Annotated in this window: 20 protein-coding genes; 7 read left to right on the top strand and 13 right to left on the bottom strand. The window is 66.8% G+C overall.

The window, feature by feature from the left end; genetic code table 11:
- Window positions 1-20: 20 nt before the first annotated feature.
- On the top strand, window positions 21-302 hold the full coding sequence (locus AC3IMC_RS06585) for a hypothetical protein (RefSeq protein WP_490917596.1): 282 nt from the start codon (window positions 21-23) through the stop codon (window positions 300-302).
- Between the two features lie 89 nt (window positions 303-391).
- Here the strand turns inward: AC3IMC_RS06585 and AC3IMC_RS06580 are convergent, their stop codons facing one another.
- Together AC3IMC_RS06580 and AC3IMC_RS06575 are read right to left on the bottom strand one after the other, a co-directional pair.
- Window positions 392-1,795, bottom strand: coding sequence for a GntP family permease (locus tag AC3IMC_RS06580; protein ID WP_490917595.1), 1,404 nt, complete (start codon window positions 1,793-1,795; stop codon window positions 392-394).
- 36 nt (window positions 1,796-1,831) lie between these two features.
- The gene (locus tag AC3IMC_RS06575) at window positions 1,832-2,377 is read right to left on the bottom strand and encodes a gluconokinase (protein ID WP_490917594.1); all 546 of its coding nucleotides are present in this window, start codon (window positions 2,375-2,377) and stop codon (window positions 1,832-1,834) included.
- Window positions 2,378-2,567: 190 nt separating this feature from the next.
- On the opposite strand from AC3IMC_RS06575, the gene AC3IMC_RS06570 reads away from it, so the two are divergent.
- Window positions 2,568-3,302 carry a FadR/GntR family transcriptional regulator gene (locus tag AC3IMC_RS06570; RefSeq protein WP_490917593.1) on the top strand — a complete coding sequence of 245 codons (735 nt, stop codon included), beginning with the start codon at window positions 2,568-2,570 and terminating at the stop codon, window positions 3,300-3,302.
- Between the two features lie 75 nt (window positions 3,303-3,377).
- Here the strand turns inward: AC3IMC_RS06570 and AC3IMC_RS06565 are convergent, their stop codons facing one another.
- From AC3IMC_RS06565 to AC3IMC_RS06540, 6 genes are all read right to left on the bottom strand, one after another.
- Window positions 3,378-4,295, bottom strand: coding sequence for a plastocyanin/azurin family copper-binding protein (locus AC3IMC_RS06565; RefSeq protein ID WP_490917592.1), 918 nt, complete (start codon window positions 4,293-4,295; stop codon window positions 3,378-3,380).
- Window positions 4,296-4,832: 537 nt separating this feature from the next.
- Window positions 4,833-5,036, bottom strand: coding sequence for a cold-shock protein (locus tag AC3IMC_RS06560; protein WP_015936345.1), 204 nt, complete (start codon window positions 5,034-5,036; stop codon window positions 4,833-4,835).
- A gap of 197 nt (window positions 5,037-5,233) precedes the next feature.
- The gene (locus AC3IMC_RS06555) at window positions 5,234-5,581 is read right to left on the bottom strand and encodes a PRC-barrel domain-containing protein (protein ID WP_490917591.1); all 348 of its coding nucleotides are present in this window, start codon (window positions 5,579-5,581) and stop codon (window positions 5,234-5,236) included.
- On the bottom strand, window positions 5,568-5,978 hold the full coding sequence (locus AC3IMC_RS06550) for a hypothetical protein (RefSeq protein ID WP_490917590.1): 411 nt from the start codon (window positions 5,976-5,978) through the stop codon (window positions 5,568-5,570). The genes AC3IMC_RS06555 and AC3IMC_RS06550 overlap by 14 nt, the downstream gene beginning before the upstream one ends.
- Complete coding sequence (locus AC3IMC_RS06545) at window positions 5,975-7,201, bottom strand: Nramp family divalent metal transporter (protein ID WP_490917589.1); 1,227 nt, start codon at window positions 7,199-7,201, stop codon at window positions 5,975-5,977. Before AC3IMC_RS06545 ends, AC3IMC_RS06550 begins: the two co-directional genes overlap by 4 nt.
- Window positions 7,202-7,211: 10 nt before the next feature.
- Window positions 7,212-7,673, bottom strand: a complete 462-nt coding sequence (locus AC3IMC_RS06540; RefSeq protein ID WP_490917588.1) for a hypothetical protein — start codon at window positions 7,671-7,673, stop codon at window positions 7,212-7,214.
- A 237-nt stretch (window positions 7,674-7,910) separates the two neighbouring features.
- Here AC3IMC_RS06540 and AC3IMC_RS06535 point away from each other — a divergent pair, with 237 nt between their 5' ends.
- The 3 genes from AC3IMC_RS06535 (at window position 7,911) to AC3IMC_RS06525 (ending at window position 10,545) form a co-directional block, all read left to right on the top strand.
- On the top strand, window positions 7,911-8,324 hold the full coding sequence (locus tag AC3IMC_RS06535) for a TfoX/Sxy family protein (protein ID WP_490917713.1): 414 nt from the start codon (window positions 7,911-7,913) through the stop codon (window positions 8,322-8,324).
- 142 nt (window positions 8,325-8,466) lie between these two features.
- Window positions 8,467-9,369 (top strand): SRPBCC family protein, encoded by a 903-nt coding sequence (locus tag AC3IMC_RS06530; protein ID WP_490917587.1) that lies wholly within the window; start codon window positions 8,467-8,469, stop codon window positions 9,367-9,369.
- 99 nt (window positions 9,370-9,468) lie between these two features.
- Entirely contained in the window at window positions 9,469-10,545 is a 1,077-nt protein-coding gene (locus AC3IMC_RS06525) for a tellurite resistance/C4-dicarboxylate transporter family protein (RefSeq protein WP_490917586.1), read from the top strand.
- 86 nt (window positions 10,546-10,631) lie between these two features.
- On the opposite strand, the gene AC3IMC_RS06520 is transcribed toward AC3IMC_RS06525, so the two are convergent.
- Window positions 10,632-11,333, bottom strand: coding sequence for a hypothetical protein (locus tag AC3IMC_RS06520; RefSeq protein WP_490917585.1), 702 nt, complete (start codon window positions 11,331-11,333; stop codon window positions 10,632-10,634).
- Window positions 11,334-11,633: 300 nt separating this feature from the next.
- Between AC3IMC_RS06520 and AC3IMC_RS06515 the strand changes: the two genes are divergently transcribed.
- Together AC3IMC_RS06515 and AC3IMC_RS06510 are read left to right on the top strand one after the other, a co-directional pair.
- On the top strand, window positions 11,634-12,113 hold the full coding sequence (locus tag AC3IMC_RS06515) for a hypothetical protein (RefSeq protein WP_490917584.1): 480 nt from the start codon (window positions 11,634-11,636) through the stop codon (window positions 12,111-12,113).
- Window positions 12,114-12,317: 204 nt separating this feature from the next.
- Window positions 12,318-12,989, top strand: a complete 672-nt coding sequence (locus AC3IMC_RS06510; protein ID WP_490917583.1) for a response regulator — start codon at window positions 12,318-12,320, stop codon at window positions 12,987-12,989.
- Window positions 12,990-13,006: 17 nt separating this feature from the next.
- On the opposite strand, the gene AC3IMC_RS06505 is transcribed toward AC3IMC_RS06510, so the two are convergent.
- From AC3IMC_RS06505 to AC3IMC_RS06490, 4 genes are all read right to left on the bottom strand, one after another.
- The gene (locus tag AC3IMC_RS06505) at window positions 13,007-14,683 is read right to left on the bottom strand and encodes a GAF domain-containing sensor histidine kinase (protein ID WP_490917582.1); all 1,677 of its coding nucleotides are present in this window, start codon (window positions 14,681-14,683) and stop codon (window positions 13,007-13,009) included.
- A 112-nt stretch (window positions 14,684-14,795) separates the two neighbouring features.
- Entirely contained in the window at window positions 14,796-17,501 is a 2,706-nt protein-coding gene (mgtA, locus tag AC3IMC_RS06500) for a magnesium-translocating P-type ATPase (RefSeq protein WP_490917581.1), read from the bottom strand.
- Window positions 17,498-18,160, bottom strand: coding sequence for a class I SAM-dependent methyltransferase (locus AC3IMC_RS06495; protein WP_490917580.1), 663 nt, complete (start codon window positions 18,158-18,160; stop codon window positions 17,498-17,500). The genes mgtA and AC3IMC_RS06495 overlap by 4 nt, the downstream gene beginning before the upstream one ends.
- A 14-nt stretch (window positions 18,161-18,174) precedes the next feature.
- A complete protein-coding gene (locus AC3IMC_RS06490) occupies window positions 18,175-18,855 on the bottom strand; it encodes a hypothetical protein (protein ID WP_490917579.1) in 681 nt (226 codons plus the stop codon).
- Window positions 18,856-18,859 lie beyond the last annotated feature (4 nt).

Genomic DNA, 18,859 nt, shown 5'->3' with positions numbered 1-18,859 from the left:
AAAAAATGAGGAACACGACAATGCGCAAGACACTGCTGACCCTCGCCCTCACGGGCTTCCTGATGGGCGGATCGATGATGTCCGCCGTGGCGGCACCTTTGGCCGACAACTGTACGAAGGACAAGGGCACCGTCACGTGCACCACCACCACAAGCCCCGGCAAGAACCAGGGTGGAGTCGGCTCCACCTCGACCACAGAGACCCAGGGCAACACCACCAATACGAGCCCTGAGCCCCAGGACCTGCAGAGCGGCTGCACACAAAGCCCGTCCAAGAGCCAGGGATCATTCTCCTGCCCATAACAGCTGTTGACTGACTCTTAGCACAGGAAGACACCAGGCAGCCCCGCCACCTCAGGTGACGGGGCTGCCTGCTGAGTGGTTGGGGCGCGTCAGCCTGCCAGGCCGGCCACCAGGAAGATGATTCCGGCGATGGCGAAGCCCATCACGCCGATGAGCGTCTCCATGACGGTCCACGTCTTCAGGGTGGTCTTGACGTCCATCCCGAAGAAGCGGCCCACGAGCCAGAAACCGGAGTCGTTGACGTGGGAGACCACCACGGAGCCGGCGGCCACGGCGATGACCATGGCGGCGATCTGCATGCCATTCATCCCGCCCGCGGCAACGGCGGGAGCGATGAGGCCAGCGGTGGTGGTCAGGGCCACGGTGGCGGAGCCCTGGGCGATGCGCAGGATGGCGGAGATCAGGAACCCTGCCAGGATCAGCGGGATGCCCACGTTGCCCAGCACGTCAGCCAGCGCCTTGCCGATGCCGGAGGTGCGCAGCACACCGCCGAACATGCCGCCGGCACCGGTGATGAGGATGACGGAGCAGACCGGTCCCAGCGAGGATTCAAGCAGCTTCTCCATGGCGGTGGCGTCCCGGCCGCGGCGGGTACCCAGGACGAACAGGGCCGCGAGGACGGCGATCAGCAGCGCCACCGGGGTTTCGCCGATGGTGCGGAGGACCTGGAACCACTGCTCCTTCTTGACGGATTCGTCCAGCGCCCCGGACGAGGCGAGGGTGTTCAGGCCCGTGTTGAGGAAGATGAGGACGAGGGGCAGGAGCAGCAGCCCGATGATGGTGCGGAACCTCGGCGGGTGGGCCTCGGCCTCGGCACTGGCATGGCCCAGGATTTCGGGCACGGGCAGGACGAGCTTCCGGCCGGTGTACAGGCCGTAGAGGTAGGCGGTGACGTACCAGGTGGGGATGGCAGTGATCAGGCCGGCGATCAGGACGAGTCCGACGTTCGCGTCAAAGAAGGCGGCGGCGGAGACCGGACCGGGGTGCGGCGGCAGGAAGATGTGCATCACGGAGAAGGCGCCGGCGGCGGGCAGCCCGTACCGCAGCACTCCCCCGCCCAGGCGGTGGGCGACGGCAAAGACCACGGGCAGCATGACCACCAGGCCGGCGTCGAAGAAGATGGGGAAGCCGAAGATCAGCGAGGCAAGGCCCAGCGCGAAGGGGGCGCGCTTTTCACCGAACACGCCGATGAGGTAGTCCGCGAGGACCTTGGCGCCGCCGCTGGTTTCCACGATGCGGCCGAGCATCGCGCCCAGGCCTACCAGGAGCGCAACGGTGCCCAGGGTGGTGCCGAAACCGTCCACCAGGACCGGCACCACCTTGTTGGCGGGGATGCCCGTGGCGAAGGCGGTGGCGAGGCTGACGAGGATCAGCGCAACCAGGGCATGCATTCGCAGCCGGATGATGAGGAACAGCAGCACAAGAATCGCTGCCGCGGCGATGAGCAGCAGCGGTCCTGCGCCCAGCGTCTGGGTCCATCCTTCGATGGTCATGGTTCTCCTTTGAAACAGGGTTGGGGATTAAGGGGGTCAGCAGGCGCGGGGCGCCCGGCCGGTGGGGAGGTTGAGGGCGTTCACGACGGCGGCAACCAGCTCGCCGGGTGAGCGCGAGATGTCGAGGCGGAGGCTGCCGGCGTCGAGCTCCTGCGCGGTGAGCGGCTCCAGGGTGGCCAGCTGGCTCGGCAGCAGGGTGGGCGGCATGAAGTGGCCTTCCCGGCCCTGCATGCGCCGGCTGATCAGGTCAGCCCCGCCGTCGAGGTGGAGGAAGACCACCCGCCCTTCGGCACCGGAAAGCAGTTCCCGGTAGCTCTGCTTGAGTGCGGAGCAGGTCAGCACGGTGCTCTGGCCATCGACCGCGCGGGCTGTCATCCAATCACGGATCTCCTGCAGCCACGGCCAGCGGTCTTCGTCCTGGAGGGGAACGCCCCGGGACATCTTGGCGATGTTGGTGGCTGGGTGGAATTCGTCCGCCTCCGCGCAGGCCCAGCCCAGCTGTTCGGAAAGGGCCGCTGCCAGGGTGGATTTGCCGGAACCGGCAACGCCCATGACCACAAGATGCGTGGCTGGATACTGCATGTCATACCTCCGGAGAAGACGTCTTTGGCTTTCGAAGAAGCTCGCTGCGGCCCGGTCTTGACGGAGCCAAGCGATAAGGTATCACCTTTTTGGGCTATAGATACTATCTTTGCGTGTCACAAGTCATACCTTTACTGCTCCAGGGGGTATTCTGGGGAGGCGCAGCGGCGCGTAACGGAACGGGGAGAAAATGTCGACGGCGACAGTCCAGGACGGCGATGAAGCGCAGGACGGCGGGTTGTCGCCTGCGATGCAGGGCCGGGTTGTTGATGCGCTGGGGATAGCCATCGCAGCCGGCAGCCTTGCCCCGGGCAGCCGGCTCACGCTGGAAGGGCTGCAACAGGAGTATGGAGTTTCCCGCACGGTGGCCCGGGACACCATGAAGGTCCTGGAGTCGATGAACCTGGTCTATTCGCGGCGGCGGGTTGGCATCGTGGTGCAGGAGCCTGCGCTGTGGAACGTTTTTGACCCGAAGCTGGTGCGGTGGCGGCTGGCCTCGGACCGGAGGGAGCTGCAGTACAGCAGCCTCACGGAGCTGCGCATCGCCGTCGAGCCCATTGCCGCTGCAGGCGCGGCCCGCCGGGCCAGCGCTGCGGAACGTGCGCAGCTCGTCTCGCTCGCCGCGGACCTGAGACGCCTGGGCGAGGCCGGCGACCTCCAGGCTTTCCTGGCAGCGGACATTGCCTTCCACCAACTGCTGCTCCGGAGCTGCGGCAACGAGATGTTCCGCGCCCTCGAAGGCATGGTGGCGGAGGTCCTGACCAGCCGGACGCAGCAGGGGCTCATGCCGTTCAAGCCGCGCAAGGAGGCGCTTCAGGCGCACGAGGATGTTGCCGCCGCCGTGTCCCGTGGCGATACCGCGGTGGCGGAGCGGGCCATGCACCACATCCTCGACGAGGTGCGCGAGGCGATGGGGCTGCACTGACCCCCTGCACTGGTCCGGCGAAACGCAAACGGTCCGGCCGGGGCAACCCCAACCGGACCGTCTCTGAAAATGGCGTCAGTCGACGACTTTAACCTTGCCCAGCATGCCCATGTAGTCATGCAGTGCGCAGATGTACTCAAACGTTCCCTTTGCCTGGAACGTCACTGCAAACTCATCGCCGGGCCACATGATTCCGGAGTTGAGGTCTCCCCCGGTGAAGTGGGACCGGTCGCCGGACGGGGCGAAGATGTTGGCCGGTTCGGTGCCAAACGTGACAGTGTGGGGAGCGCCCATGCCGGTATTGGCAAAGACGACGGTCTCGCCCACGTGCACCGTGACGGTGGACCGGACGAAGCGCATGACCATCGCCACGCCGTCGTCACCGCCCGCGATGACCCGATGGTTGCTGGCCTGCTGCGCCAGGGCGGCATCAAGCTGGTGCCCGTCCCGGAGGATGGACCGCTCCTGCGCCCTCGCCGACTTGTCGTAGTCAGCCTGGCTGTACGGGTATTTCGTGCCCTGCTCCCGGACATGCACTGTGCCCTTCATCATCATGCCGTGGACCAGGCAGTAGTAAGTGAAATCGCCTTCCCGCGGGAACGCCAGGGTGTAGCTCCTCGCGTCAGGGAAGCCAGGGACGTCCACATTGGCCAGGAGGCCGGAGTTGTAGTACGAATGCCCGTCGTAACTGCTCCCTCCGCGCTTCAGTAACTCATCGGGATTGAACGGATTGAATGGTTGCAGTGACTGCCCTGAAGCCAGGAATGTCACGGTATGGATTTCTGCGGAGTTCGCCTCCCACCTGATGCTGTCCCTCTCATTGATGTAGATCTCCGAGGGGAGGAAAGCCATGCCCTGGATCTCCTGGTCGCGGGACTCGGATCCCACCAGCACCGTCCAGGTCCGGTGGCCACCCCCGTCCGCCGAGGCGGGGACCGCTGCGGCTACTGAAGCCAGCAGCGCAACTGCGACTGAAACAATAAACGCCAGCATTCTGAATCTGGGATTGATTCCCCACATGTGCTTCATAGCAATGCTTTCTCGGATGCGCCCGGCCGCGGTGGCCGGTGCACACGGCTTTGGCCGTTCAGCACATTGCGTGATGGGCCGAGACGGCCACAGTTTTTTCGGTAAAGATACCGGCCGCCCGTGCTGTTTGCCGCAGGGGCGCCGGAACCGGCACTCTCATGCCGGACCTGCACCACCCCAACTGGTGCGCGCAGGGCTGGATTTTATTCCACACGCCGTCGCTACGCGGGGTATCAGGACGCGTAAAGGCGGACGCACCTTTAGCTTGCTCCTTCAACTGAATTTTGTCGAGACAAGGCATCCCCGTTTCACGGACTACCGGCCCCGGCCTGAGGGCGCCCCCGGACCGCAGAACCGGCCCATGACCGCATAACCGCTGCTGCCCGGGGCCGCTTATGCGGTCACAAGCCGGTTATGGCTGGGACGGGTTAACAAAAGCAGGGCCTGCCGATGAACGGCAAGCCCTGCTTGGAAACCTAACGGTCCCGGAACTCTAAGGAATTAGAGAGCCTGGATGTTGGTGGCCTGGGGACCCTTGGGGCCCTGCTCGGTGTCGAAGGAAACCTTCTGGTTCTCTTCGAGGGAGCGGAAGCCGGAGGAGTTGATCGCGGAGTAGTGCGCGAAGACATCCTGCGAGGAGTCGTCCGGGGAGATGAAGCCGAAGCCCTTTTCAGCGTTAAACCATTTGACGGTACCAGTAGCCATTATTTTGTCCTTCGTGAAGGTGGAGGGAGTCTCCCGACTTTCGGGCCCTCCGGCGTGGGGTGTTCAAAAACCGCTACTTCAGAAGAACACGGACTTTCGACCGCGCGTACTGCCTGAACTACCAACTGCATAAACACAACAACAGTCTCCACACTACAGGAGATTGCTGCCGCGCAATACCACGCCCCACAGCCCGGCTACTCCTGCCCCTGGTCGTCCAGCGCCGGGTTATACCGGGTGAATCCTGGCCGGAGGCGGACTGAACCGGCGCCAATCATGGCGATGTCCTCCCACATCACCAGGAACGAACCGCGGTGCCGCCAGCGCAGCAGTGCCGCCAGCGGCCAGGGCTGGGTCAGGCCGGTGCGCTCATAGCCCAGGAACGAGGCAACGCTGTGCGGGCTGACCACCAGCCCCAGCAGCCGCGGCTCCGCCAGCAGCTGGCGCGGAGTGCCGTCCAGGACGAACCGGGCGTCGGCCACGCGGCCCAGCCGCCCGCCGTCGGCATCCTGAACGGCGGTACCCAGCAGATCACCGAGGATCACGGCGGCCTCCCGGGATGTGGGCGATGATCTTGTCGCGGATCCAGCGTTCCACCCAGCCGGCGTCCAGGTGCTCGCCGCTGACCCCCAGCTTCAGGACCACGTCCACCTCGGCCACGTCCTCCCACGGGATGCGGATCAGCCGGGCCGACGGCGGCCTGCCGCCGAAGATGCGTGTCCCCAGGACGGGGCCGGTCAGCAGTGCCGTGAGGACCGGGGCCGGGGTGCCGGGCGGAATCTCCTCGTCCAGAGCAGGCCCGCTCAACTCGAGGTCGTCCACGGTGGTGACCGGGACGCCGTCGTGATCCAGGACCTGCCGGTCCATCAGGTGCAGCTGCGCGTCCAGGGTTCGCCCGGACGGGTGCGGTGCGGGAACCAGTGGGGCACTGGAGGAAGTCATGAGCCTGCTCCTGTCACGATCATGAGGGGTACCGCCGCCAAGGACGCCGCCAGGATGACCACCAGGTACACCATCCCCAGCACGTTCACCGCCCGGCCGTTGACGTGCTTGCCCATGTACTGCGGATCGTTGGCCACGATGAGGATCGGCAGGTAGGTCAGGGGCAGCGCAATCGCGGAGAAAACCACGGAGTATTCGGTCACCAGCACAGGGTCTACGCCGGTGGCAAGGACCGCGATGCCCACGAACAGGCAGACGATCATGGCCACGTGGAAGCGCGCCGCCTGGGCGGGGCGGCGGAATTTACCCCAGGACCAGCCGAAGTACTGGGCCAGGGTGTAGCCGCTGGAGAGCGTGGTTTCCAGGGCGGCACCGAAGGTTGCGGCCACCACTCCCACGAGGACGAACGCAAGGCCGAGCTTTCCGGCGCCTTCGGCCACGGGAAGGATCACTTGGGACAGCGAGGTCACGGCGATACCCGCGGGCAGGAGCACGACGGCGGCGCAGCCGGCGATGGCGACGGACAGGAGGCCGCCGAGCGGGAAGCCGACCAGCACATTGATCCGGGACTGGACCAGGTCCTTGATGCTCCACCCTTCCTCCACGGCGCCGGAGGAGAAGAAGAACACCTCGTACGGCGTCATGGCAGCACCGAACAGTGCGATGGCGTAGTAGCTGTAGGTCCAGACCGTCTCCTGCTCCGGAACACCGGGGGCCAGCTGTCCCGCAAGGGACCCCCAGTCCGGTTTGAGCATGAACAGCGCCACGGCGAACACAATCAGCGTCAGTCCCAGCAGGCCGGTGACGTTCTCCATGATGGAGAACTTGACCCTCCAGATCACCAGCCACACGGCCACGGCCGCCACCGGGATCCAGAGCAGGTAATTCACGCTGCTGGCCAGCTGGAGGGCCAAGGCAACGCCGCCGATTTCCGCAGTGACGGTCATGAGGTTGATCAGGAACGACGCCGAAAGATTCGCCAGCCCGGCCCGCGCGCCCAGCCGTTCCCGGATCACCTCGAACGTGGCCCTGCCGGAAGCGGCGGCCACCCGGCCGGACATGTTGGCAAACAGGCAGATCCCCACTACCCCAACACCCACCACCCACACCAGGGACAGGCCAAAGCGTGAGCCGACGACGGCGTTGGTCACCAGGTCGCCGATGTCCACGAACCCGCCGATGGCGGTGAGGATTCCCAGTGCGACGCCCAGGAGCCGCTTCACTGCTCAGCCTTCATGTGGATCCCACCTTCCTGGCCAGCTGGTCCAGGGCGTCCTGGGCCGCTGCGAGCGCCGTGTCACCGTCGGCCAGGGAGGGGGTGCCGCCGTCGGACGTTGACAGTGCGGCGCGGGCCGTGGCGAAACCTGCTGCGCACTGGTCCAGCACGTCAAGGGCCTGTTTCTGGGTCTCGCGGTCCCCCTGGGTGGCGGGCGAGAGCTTCAGGACGGTGCCGCGGCTGGTCTGGACTTCCTTGAGCCCGTCGTCGAGGGTGGTGGAGGTTGCGGCCCGGGTCAGCTTTCCGTCCATGTCCTGCCGCAGGGCGAGGCGCGCGGTGGCGACCGCGGAGGAGCTGTCCTTTGCCGCCGTCGCCACCGCTTCGCTGGTGCCGCCGGTGCACGCGGTGAGGAAGGCGAGCGCGGCAAGTGCCAGGGCGGCCAGGAGCTTCCTGCTGGCAGCGGAGGCCGGGCCCGGCATGTTCAGCACCTTTGCCTCCAGCCTCCGGGCGGCACCCGGATCAATAACCTGTGGCAGGGCAGCCCAAAAAATAGTTGCCTTGAGCTATATATAGCACTCCTTCTGAATGTTTGACCTGTTCAGGCACGACTTTCTTCCGGTCCCGCAGTGGCGCCCGCTTCCTCGACCACAAGCGGGAATAGGCATATCCTGCATCCAGATCTGCGGACGCAACCCTTTTTGGTGGGAGATGAAGCGATGGACATGCCCAAGGCAACCGAGGAAGAGAAGGAGCGCTTCCGTCGGGTGGTCCCGGATCACCCCGGCGTGGTGGTGAAACCGATGTTCGGCAACCTGGGGGCCTTCGTCAACGGCAACATGTTCGCCGGGCTCTTCGGGTCGACGATCGGCGTGAAGCTGTCCGCCGAGGACAAGGAACTGCTGGAGTCCTCGGAGCGGACCGTGCCGTTCGGGCCGGCCGAGCGTCCCATGGGCGGGTACACGGGGCTGCCGGAAGTGTGGAATGAAGAAGGCGACGGCGACGACGCCCGCGCCAGGGCATGGGCCGAGAAGGCGCTGGGGTACGTCGCCACACTTCCGGCGAAGGAGCCGAAGGCCCGCTCCGCCAAAGCGGGCAGGCCCGGTACCGGAAACCGCCCGGCGGCGGAGTAACCAGAATCCACCTTCTGCATTCCCCCTTTTCAGATAAGGGGGCTTGGCGGGACCTTTTCCCCTGTTTCCGAACCTCCTTTGGGACTGCACTGGAACGGCAGGAGCAGACGCCGGAACTCCTGCCCGAAAGGAGATGGAAGATATGACCAGGAGCGTTACAGAAAGCACCACCGTCAACGCCCCCGTGGACAAGGTGTTCTCCTTCCTGAGCGACCCGACGAACTGGATGAAGGCCTTTCCCGGGGAGAGCGAGGTCACCCAGCTGGACATCAGGCCGGAGGGCGTGGGCACGTCTGCCCGGTGGTCCGCGAAGGCGTGGGGCATTCCGACGCATATCACCCACGAGTACCAGGAGGTGGTGCCCAACAAGCGCATCGTTTCCAGGTCGTTCGGAACCGTCATTACCTTCACCCTGGAGCCGGCGGGCAGCAGCACCGCGTTGACGGTCGAGTCAGCATTGGATATCCAGGCCCCGCTGGTCCGGGTCCCGGCGCAGGCGCTCTTTGTCCGCATCAGCCAAGACGACATCAAGGGCATGGTGGCCAACGTCAAAAGCCTCATCGAGACCGGAAAGAAGGCCGTCCCCGAGGCCGCAGAAGCCGTGTCCGGCCAGACGTTGACGTGGTCTGGCGGCATCACCATCGCCGCGCCGGTGGAACAGGTGTTCGACCTCGTGAAGGATCCCCGCGTCTGGCTGGGACCGGACGTCCACATCTCCGATCTCATGACCACCCCTGGGGGCGTCGGCACCACTTTCCAGGCGGCCTGGAAGGTCCTGGGTATCCCCCTCAAGACGACGCACGAGTACACCGAGTTCGTTCCCAATAAGTACTTCACGTCAAAGGCTGCCCTGGGTCCCGTCTTCAGGGTGGAGGTGGCGCCCGTTGACGGCGGCACCCGCCTCGACATGAGGTCGGACGTGGTGCCCCGGAATATGGCGGAGGCCGCCGTGGATGCCCTGGTCATCAAGATGTCCGAACACAGCCAGGCGGAACAACTGGCCGGCATCAAAGCCAAGGCGGAGGCCGCCGCCGGCACTGCCTGAGAAGCCCCGAGAGATGGCATTTACCGGCCATGTTCCTGCCGCCGGCGACGGCGGTGAAGTGCCAACTCGCGGACGGGCGGCAGCCCTAAGCTTGGTGGCATGAACACCGCCGACGCTGTCCGGATCTCCCTGCGCTCCCGGGCCAGCGAGGCGGTGCAAACGCTGACCCCGGGATACTTCGCCCTCACCATGGCCAGCGGCATCATCTCGGTGGGCCTTGAACTCGAAGGTTTCCATGTCCTTTCCGTAGGGCTGCTGGCAGTCTGCGCGGTCTCCTACGCCGTGATCCTCGCGCTCAGCCTGTTCCGCCTCGCCCGGTTCCCGGCCGACATGCGCCGCGACTTCCTGGATCCCGGGCGGGCATTCGGCTTCTTCACCTTCATTGCCGGCACCAACGTGCTCGGCGTGCGGCTTGGGATGGCGGGGTGGCCGGGCGCGACGGCGGTACTCCTGGCCGTCGCGGCGCTCGCCTGGGTGGTGCTTGGCTACGTCATCCCGTGGACGGCCGTGCTGGGCCGCGCGGAACGGCCCGTTGTCAAGGATGCCAACGGCACCTGGTTCATCTGGTGTGTGGCCAGCCAGTCGGTGGCGGTGGCGGCGGCTTCCATCGAACCGCTCGCGGGACCTGACTGGCGCGCACCCCTGGCGCTCGCCGCCGTCGTGGCCTGGTCGGTGGGCCTCATCCTCTACGCCGCAGTGGGCATCTTCGTTTCGCTGCGGCTGATGACCTACCCGATCCGCCCCGAGGATCTGCGCCCGCAGTACTTCGTGGCCATGGGCGCCATGGCCATCAGTGTCTTGGCCGGAGCACGGATCGTGGAGATGGCGGGCGCGCCCATGGTGGACGCAACCCGAGGACTGGTGGCCGGCGCCTCTGTGGTGTTCTGGGCCTTCGCCTCGTGGCTGTTTCCGGTGCTGCTCGCGGCCGGGTGGTGGCGGCATGTGCTCCACCGCGTTCCCTTGTCCTACGAGCCCGGTCTATGGAGCGTCATCTTCCCCCTCGGGATGTACGCCGTGGCCGGAATCTACCTGGGCCGGGCGGACCAGTTGCCCCTGGTGGCAGCGATCGGCCGGGCCGAGCTCTGGCTCGCGCTGGCAGCGTTCCTCGCCACCTTGGCCGGGATGCTCTGGCACCTGTGGGCCACGCTGCTGCGGCCCGCGAGGGAGGCCCGTTAACCGCCCGGAGCCGTCAGCCTTCCCGGGCCGTCAGCCTTCCCGAGGGCCGCCCGCCTGCACCGTTCCATCAACCCTGCACCGGTCTATCAGCCTGCCCGGGGGCCGGGGCCGTGTGGCATCTGCTGCCCGTCGCGGTGGGCGAGGTAGGCGTATATCAGCAGGGCGACTCCCGCCAGGACCATGACGGCGGGCACGGCGAAGTCCATGGGGATGAGCAGCGCCGTGGCCTGCAGGACAAAGATCAGGCCCATCACCGCCAGGATGCCGGCAGGTATTAATGGCCACTTCATCCGGTCCGGGTGCTCGGCTGCCTCATCGACGCGGACCGGGACCAGGGACAGCACGCCGAACGTGGCCGCCAGGCCCAGGAAAAGGACGGCGGCGGTCGGCGTGCCCTGCAGTTCCTGCGGGAGGGCAACGATAACCGCCAGCGTGAACATGACGCCTGACGGGATCAGGGCCCACCAGTTGCCGGGTTCCCGCAGGAACACAGCGGCGAAACCCGCACCCATGAAGAGGAACAGGAAGGCTGCTCCCCAGGCGCCCCCGGTGAGCTGTGTGGCCGTGATGACCGCCGCCAGGCCCAGGAACACGGAGCCGGGGATGGCGGCCCACCAGTTCTCCCTGCGCCTGACGAACAGGGACAGGAACAGGACCCCTACGGCTGCGAAGACCACCGGCGCCATAAAGGCTGCGCTGTCCATGATGCCGAGCCGGTCCAGCAACAGCAGCACACCCAGCGCCATGAGGACGATGCCCGCGATGATGCTTGCGTTTGCCGATTTCACCGTGTGCCTCCCGGTTTTCCGGCAGGCGGCCGTGCGCCGCACTGCTTCACTCAGGCTATGACCGGCCCCGAACCGGAAACAGGGCACAAAGCCCCCGCCTTCCACCCGGGGTTGCGGACAAGGCCAGGCACGTGGATACGGGACCTTTAGCCCTATGGAGGGGTTCGACGTGCTTGGCATCCTAGTAAAGGCGCCGTCCGGGTCCTCAGGTTTCGAGGCCGGAGCGGCTTTCCATTTAAGCCCCCAATGACATGTGGCCGTGAAGGCTGCCACACGCGAAGGCATCGAAAGGAGCGCCGCGTGCCCGCTGACATCCTCACCCTTCATTCCGCTCCGCCGTCACAGGCCCAGCCATCGCCGGCGCCAACGGCACAGGCAGAAGAGCTCGTTTGGTTGGAGCGCCTCCACCATGAACTGCTGCGCCAGGGTGTGCCGGACAACGAAGCTCGGACGGAAGTGGCGCGGGTCGCGGCTCGAAAAATATGGGATGGGTTCGCTGCCCAGTTGCGCCGCCACCGGGCCGCAGGCCGCCAGATGGACGCCACTGTGCTCGCGGTGGCCCTGGCGTCGATGCAGGGCATGACCTTCCCGCTGCTCCGCCACCGGGGTGACATCAGCTTTGCCAGCCGCGCCATAGGCACTGCCCGCCGCCGGCTCCGGCACAACGGCGGGCTCCTGCACCGTCTGCATCCGCACCGCAACCCGGCGTTCGAGGACGCAGATGCCACGTTCCACGCACTGGAGGTCTTCCTCGCCGATCCCCGGGCGAGGGCGGCATAGACCGCATTGGGAAGCACCGTTTTGAATAACACAGCACCACAGGCTCCGCCCGCAGCACCCCTGCCAACGTTCCGCCTATTCCCGATCCAGGAATGGGTATCCGACGGCGGCGATGTGCGGGATGATGGACTGAAGTTCCTTTCAAAGGGGCGGCTGCACGGGGAAGGTGGCCGGGGAGGGCACCGAGCCGACGAGAGCATCTCCATGGATACACCAGCAGCACCCTCCGACAAGATCCGCGCCCCTGGCCTGCCCGTCCGGGTCTTCATCCTCAACGACCACAAACTGGTCCGGCAGGGGCTCAGGGACCTCCTCGAACACGACGGCTTCGTGATCGCCGGTGAAAGCGGATCAGCCGCCGAAGCCACGAGGCTGATCCCGGTCCTGAACCCGGACCTGGCGGTATTGGACGACCGGCTCCCTGACGGCACGGGCATCGAGGTCTGCCGTGATCTCCGCTCCACCGCGCCACACGTTAAATGCCTGATCCTCACCGGCTGGGATGAACAACATGCAGCGCGGGCAATGGTCCTGGCGGGCGCATCCGGCTACGTGCTCAAGCAGGTTGGGGCCAACAACGAACTGGTCAACCGTATCCGCACTGCAGCCGCAGGAGCTCCCCTTCCCCGGCCGGGACTTCGGGCATGGGCTGCAGAAGGCCTTCACGCAACCGCCACCGCCGCGTGGCCTGAGTCCATGACCCAGCGGGAACGGAACGTGCTGGCGCTCATGGCGCAGGGCCTCAGCAACCCCCAGATCGGTCAGGAACTGACGCTCGCAGACGACACCGTGGCTGCCTGCGTTTCCGCCGTACTGCAGAAGCTGGGTTTCCGCCGTCGGAGCCAGCTGGCCCCGGCCGGCATTCCCGTCAACTAGCCCCGGAACCCGCCCCATCAGGCAGTGAGCACCGTCCACGTCACACTCGTGCCGCTGCCCGGCTGGCTCTCGATGACACAGGTACCGCCGAGGCGGGCAGCCCGGCTCTTCATGTTGTCCAGGCCGCTGACCCGTTCGGGGTCGGCAAAGCCGCAGCCGTTGTCCCGGACCGTGAGCACCACTTCGCCGTCCTGCGCTGCCAGGTGGATGTAGATGTCCTCCGACCCTGAGTGCCTGACGGCGTTGCTGACGCTTTCGTACAGCACCGGCAGCAGCTGGTCGGCCACCTCGTCGCCCACGCCATCATCGACCGGGCCCGAGAGCTGGATCCGCGGGAGGAAACCGCCGGCGTTCGCGGCCTCCTGGACAGCGCGCAGGACGCGGCCACTCAGCAGCTCCTGGTCAGGCTGCCTGGCGTGGAGGGAGTAGATGGTGTCGCGGAGCTGGTGGATGCAGTCGTCCAGCTCCGTGGTGACACCGGCAATGCGGCGCTCAAGCGCGGCGGGATCCGACATGTACCGCCGCAGGCCCTGGAGGTTGAGTCCGGCCGCGAACAGCCGTTGGATGACCAGGTCGTGCAGGTCCCGTGCGATCCGTTCCCGGTCGATGAACAGCGCGTGCTCTTCCCGGAGCTGGTTGGCCTTCAGCAAGTCCAGCGTCAGCCCGATCCTGGACGCGAACAAAGCGCTCTGTTCGACGTCCACCTCGGTGTAGCGCGACCCGCCGGCAGGCCTGGCCAGGATCAGGACGCTGTCGCGGTGGCCGTCACTGTTGCTGCCCAGGGCTGCCACCAGGACCGGCCCGAGCTTTTCGGCCGATGCAGGGTCGAACACCTGGCGTGGGTCCTTCAAGGTTTTCGATTCCCCGGTTTCAAGCACCTGGGCCAGGACAGCGGCGGCGGGCAGTTCCTGCCCTCCGGGCATGGCCTGGACCCCCACGGATGTCCGGCATCGTATGCTGCCGTCCCCGTTGGCGGACGCCACCAGCGACAATGCGGAGCCGGACGCGTGCAGGGCCTGCTCCGCGATCATGTCCAGGTTTTCGGTATCGGACCGCGGCTGGGCCTTCAGCCTGTCACTGACCACCATTCCGGCTTCCAGCCACCGTTGCCGGCGGTTGGTGTCGTCAAACAACCGCGCGTTCTGGATTGCCACGCCGGCGGCACTGGCGAGGGCGACCGCGAGGTCTTCGTCCTCGGCCGTGAAGTCAGGACCGTCGATTTTTTCGGTCAGGTACAGGTTCCCGAAAACTTCGTTCCGGACCCGGACAGGTACGCCCAGGAAGGTCCGCATCGGCGGGTGGTTGGGCGGGAACCCCACCGCGATGGGATGTTCGCCCAGGTCGTGGAGCCGCAGCGGCTGGGGTTCGCGGATGAGCTGCCCCAGCACTCCGTGGCCCGTGGGAAGGTCACCGATGAGGTGGGCACCTTCATCATCGATGCCGACAGTGATGAAGTGGCTGAGCTGCTGGTCGTCGCCGATGACGCCCAGTGCCCCGTACCGCGCCCCGACAAGCTCGCACGCCGACTGCACCACCCGGTCCAGGACCGCTTCAAGGCTCAGGTCCTCCGCCATGGAAACCACCGCGCCGAGCAGTCCTTCCACGTGTTCCTGTGCACGGACAAGGTCATCTGCCCGGTCTACGAACTCCCGCAGGAGTTCCCGGGTCCGCCGCCTGATGGGTTCACGCCACATTGAGAAAACACCTCAGTATTGGCCGGCGTCACTGAGGGCAGGCTGCTTCACCCTGGTCCGGCATATAAGTGCAGCCCCCCGCCGCCTCTTTCGACCATGCTAGCAACAAGCGTCACTGCGTGGCTTGATGATGACGGCGCCGCCGGATCCTGACGCGGTGCGCACCCGACCTCGGCATTCGGACCGGACTGCTGAAACGGAACGCGCGGCGGGAGATGTGGTGGGTGGCGTGCCGCCGCTGGACAGGCGGCGGTACCACGGGCACCTGCTGTGCGCTGCGGGCAAAGAACCACTGCTTGGCCAGCTCCACCAGGACCAGGTACACCACCACCATGCCCAGCAGTGCCAGGAAGAACGGCACCGGCAGCGGGTCGAAGCCCAGCACGCCGGCCAGCGGCGAGAGTGGCAGGAATACCCCCAGCGCCACCACTGCCAGTGACGCGGCGAGCAGGCCTGCGGAGGGCCGGCTGCGCAGGAAGGGGACGCGCCGGGTGCGGATGGCAAAGATGATCAGCGTCTGCGTGGCGATTGATTCGATGAACCAGCCCGCCCTGAACTCCCCCGGCGCGGCGGTGAACACGAACAGCATCAAGGCGAACGTGGCGAAGTCGAACAACGAACTGATGGGCCCGAAAAGCAGCATGAACCGGCGGATGAATGCGATGTTCCAGTGCGAGGGCGCCCGCAGCTGTTCCTTGTCCACGCGGTCACCCGGGATGGCCAGCTGCCCGGAGTCGTACAGCAGGTTGTTCAGCAGGATCTGGCCGGGCAGCATGGGCAGGAAACTCAGCACCACGGATGCAACAGCGGCGCTGAACATGTTGCCGAAGTTGCTGGACGTGCCCATCAGCACGTACTTGATGGTGTTGGCGAAAATCCGCCGCCCCTCCATCACGCCGTCCGCCAGGACGCCGAGGTCCTTGTCGAGGAGGACGACGTCGGCCGCGTCCTTGGCCACGTCCGTTGCGGTGTCCACGGAGATGCCGATGTCCGCCTTGTGCAGTGCCAGGGCGTCGTTGACGCCGTCACCCATGAAGCCCACTGCGCCACCGCTCTCCCGCAGGAGGGTGATGATGCGGGCCTTTTGTTCCGGGGAGACGCGGGCGAAGATGGTGGCCGTGCGCGCGGCGGCGGCCAGGTCGGCGTCGGACATTCCCTCCACCTCGGCGCCGGTGAGGGTACCGCCAGAGACCACGTCCAGGTCGGCGCAGACCCTTTCGGCCACCTTGGCGTTGTCCCCGGTGGCCAGCTTCACCGAAATGCCGAGCGCCTCCAGCCGGTCCAGTGACTGCCGGGCGTTGGCCTTGGGCCGGTCCAGGAACACGAGGAAGCCTGCCAGGGTGAGGCCCCGCTCGTCCGCGGGCGCCAGCTGCCTCAGCCCGGCGGCAGGCCGGGTTGCCACGGCAACCACCCGGGAGCCGGCGTCGAACTGTTCGTCCAGCAGTGCCTGCGCGGCAGGCGGTGTAGGCCCGCACAGGGCCAGCACGTCCTCGGGTGCTCCCTTGGTGACAAGCAGCGCGGGGCCGGCCGCCTCCCGGACCAGCACGGTGGTCCGCCGCCGCTGGTGGTCGAAGCCGACCAGGTCCAGCCGCTCAAAGCGCGCCGGCTCGAAAGCGGCCGCGCCCGGGCTGTCCCACAGCGCTGCGTCCAGCGGGTTCTGCCCGGCGGCGGAGACCCTGGCGCCGGTGTAGTCCGCCTCGGTGGCCAGCAGGCCAAGGGTGAGCAGGCCGTCGTCGGAGACGTCCCCTGTGGCCGGCAGGGCGCCGGTGTAGCTGATCTTTCCTTCGGTGAGCGTGCCGGTCTTGTCCGTGACCAGGATGTCCATGTCCCCCAGGTCCTCGATGCACACCAGCCGCTTCACCAGGACCTTGCGCCTGGCGAGCTGGCGGGTGCCGGTGGCCAGGCTGGTGCTGACGACCGCGGGAAGCAGTTGCGGGGTGATGCCCACCGCGATGGCCAGGGAGAAGAGGAGCGATTCCAGGAGGGGGCGTTGCAGCAGCACGTTGGCGATGAAGATCAGCGAGGTGAGAACGATGGCGACCTGCAGCAGCAGGAAGGAAAAACGCTTCAGCCCCAGCTGGAACTCGGTCTGCGGCTGCCGTTCGCCCAGGCCCAGCGCGATCCGGCCGAACTCCGCGCGGCCGCCGGTGGCCACCACCACGCCGCTGCAGCTGCCGGACTGGATCACTGTGCCCATGAAGGCGCAGGAGGCGAGGTCGGCCAGGGCCGCGCCCGCGGGCACGGGGGCAGGGTCCTTGGCGGCGGGCTGGGATTCGCCGGTGAGGATGCTTTCGTCGCAGAGGAGGTCGTTGGTGGTGAGGAGGCGGAGGTCCGCGGGGATGATGGCGCCCAGGGAGAGATGGACGACGTCGCCCGGCACCAGTGCGGTGACGTCCACTTCGCGGGTGGTTCCGCCGCGCTGGACGGCGGCGCGGTGGGTGACGCGGGAGTGCAGGGCTTCGGAGGCGAGCTCCGCCCGGTATTCGTTGGCGAAGCCGAGGCCCACGCTGACCAGCAGGATCACGCCAATGACGATCGAGTTGGTGGCGTCTCCCAGGAACAGGGACAGGGAAGCGGTGGCAATCAGGAGGATCAGGATAGGGCTGGCGAACTGGCGCCCGAGCACCGCCCAGGCGTTGGCCCGGTGGGTGCGGACGGCATTGGGTCCCAACTGCGCCAGTCGGGCTGCAGCTTCGTCTTCGGACAGGCCTGGGGGTCCGGAACCCAGCCGCTCCAGCGCCTGCTCGGCTGTCAGGGCGGCAGCATCGGTGATCGGCAGTTGGAGGGCGGCCTGTTCCCGGACGTTCAGGTCTGTCACGCCGGATCCGTCCGGCCTCGCGGGACCGGTCCCGGGCTCGTGGCCGTGCCCAGGATGTGCGCCAGCGGAGGATTCAGGCGCCCCATGGCAAAGTTGAAGCGGTCGTTCTCCTCGACGGTGAAACCTGCTGCCGTGATGGCACCGAGGGTGTCGCGGTTGAGGTGGCAGCCGCCCATGAACCGCCCCCACGCGGGAGTCAGCAGGTCCTCGGCCCTGGCCAGGACAGGGCGGTTGGAGCGGACGTGTTCGTAGTAGGCAAGGGTCCCGCCGGGCTTGAGGACACGGCGGATCTCGGCAAGCGCTTCTGCCTGGTCCTTGACGCTGCACAGGACGAGGCTTGCCACCACGGCATCGGCGCTGCCGGTTTCTGCAGGAATATGCTCTGCGGCGGCATCAACCACTGTGACAGGGACACTCGCGCTGGCGGCGTTCTCCTGGGCCACACCCCGAAGGTAGTCGTCAGGCTCCAGCGCCAGCACGTGCGTGACGGCGGGCGGGTAGAACGGGAAGGAGGAGCCGGTGCCTGCGCCGATTTCGATGACTGACCCGTGCAGGCCGGCCACCATGCGGCTGCGGTGCTCAGCGGCCCCGCGGCGGTCCAGCGTGCCAACCGCGCGGGCAAAGGCGCGGGCGAACAGGGGGTGCTGGAGCCGGTCCATCCGTGGCTGCCCGGCTACCCTGGGAAGCCGAAGCAGGGGTGGATGTCCTCGACGCCGGGACGCTGCACTTCAGCACACGCTGATTCCACCTGTTGCAGGATCGCACCCGCATCGGTGCCGGAGGACGCAAGGGTGTTGACCATGACGGCCACGTGTGCGGCGGCACCCATCCGGGTGATGCCGTCGGTGGTGCTGACGGTGCCCTGGCCCGGGTAGTCGTGCTGGACTTCGGAGGTTTCGTGGAAGAGCGGGCCGGTGCCGGTCCAGGTAGCGGCGAGGCTGATGGTGACCGGGTTTCCGTCCCTGTCGGTGCCGGGCAGGTCGGTGGTGACGGACGCCGTGGTCAGCCGTGGGTCAGCCACCAGTGGTTCAAAGTTGCGGCCATCGGCCTCGAACAGGACCGTGCCACCTCCTGCTGCCGCTGCTGCATCGCCGGATGGATGCGCGCAGATGTCGGTGACGCGCAGGAACACGGCGGTGAGCCCCTCTTTGTTCACCGGCCCGGGCTGCCCTGCGTACATGGCCACGCTGGAGGAGACATAGATTTCGGTCTTCCGGCAGCCCTCGGTGTTGACCACCCCGGCGGAGCCGCGCGTGGACACGATGGTGTGGAAAACGTCGGGAGCGGCTCCGGCCGGGACCGCCGGCACAATGAGTGCCGCGGCGGTGCACAGGCCAACAAGCAAGCGGTTCATGGCG

The sequence above is a fragment of the Arthrobacter sp. E70 genome, from assembly GCF_058266945.1.
This window is presented reverse-complemented; position numbering and strand designations above follow the sequence as displayed.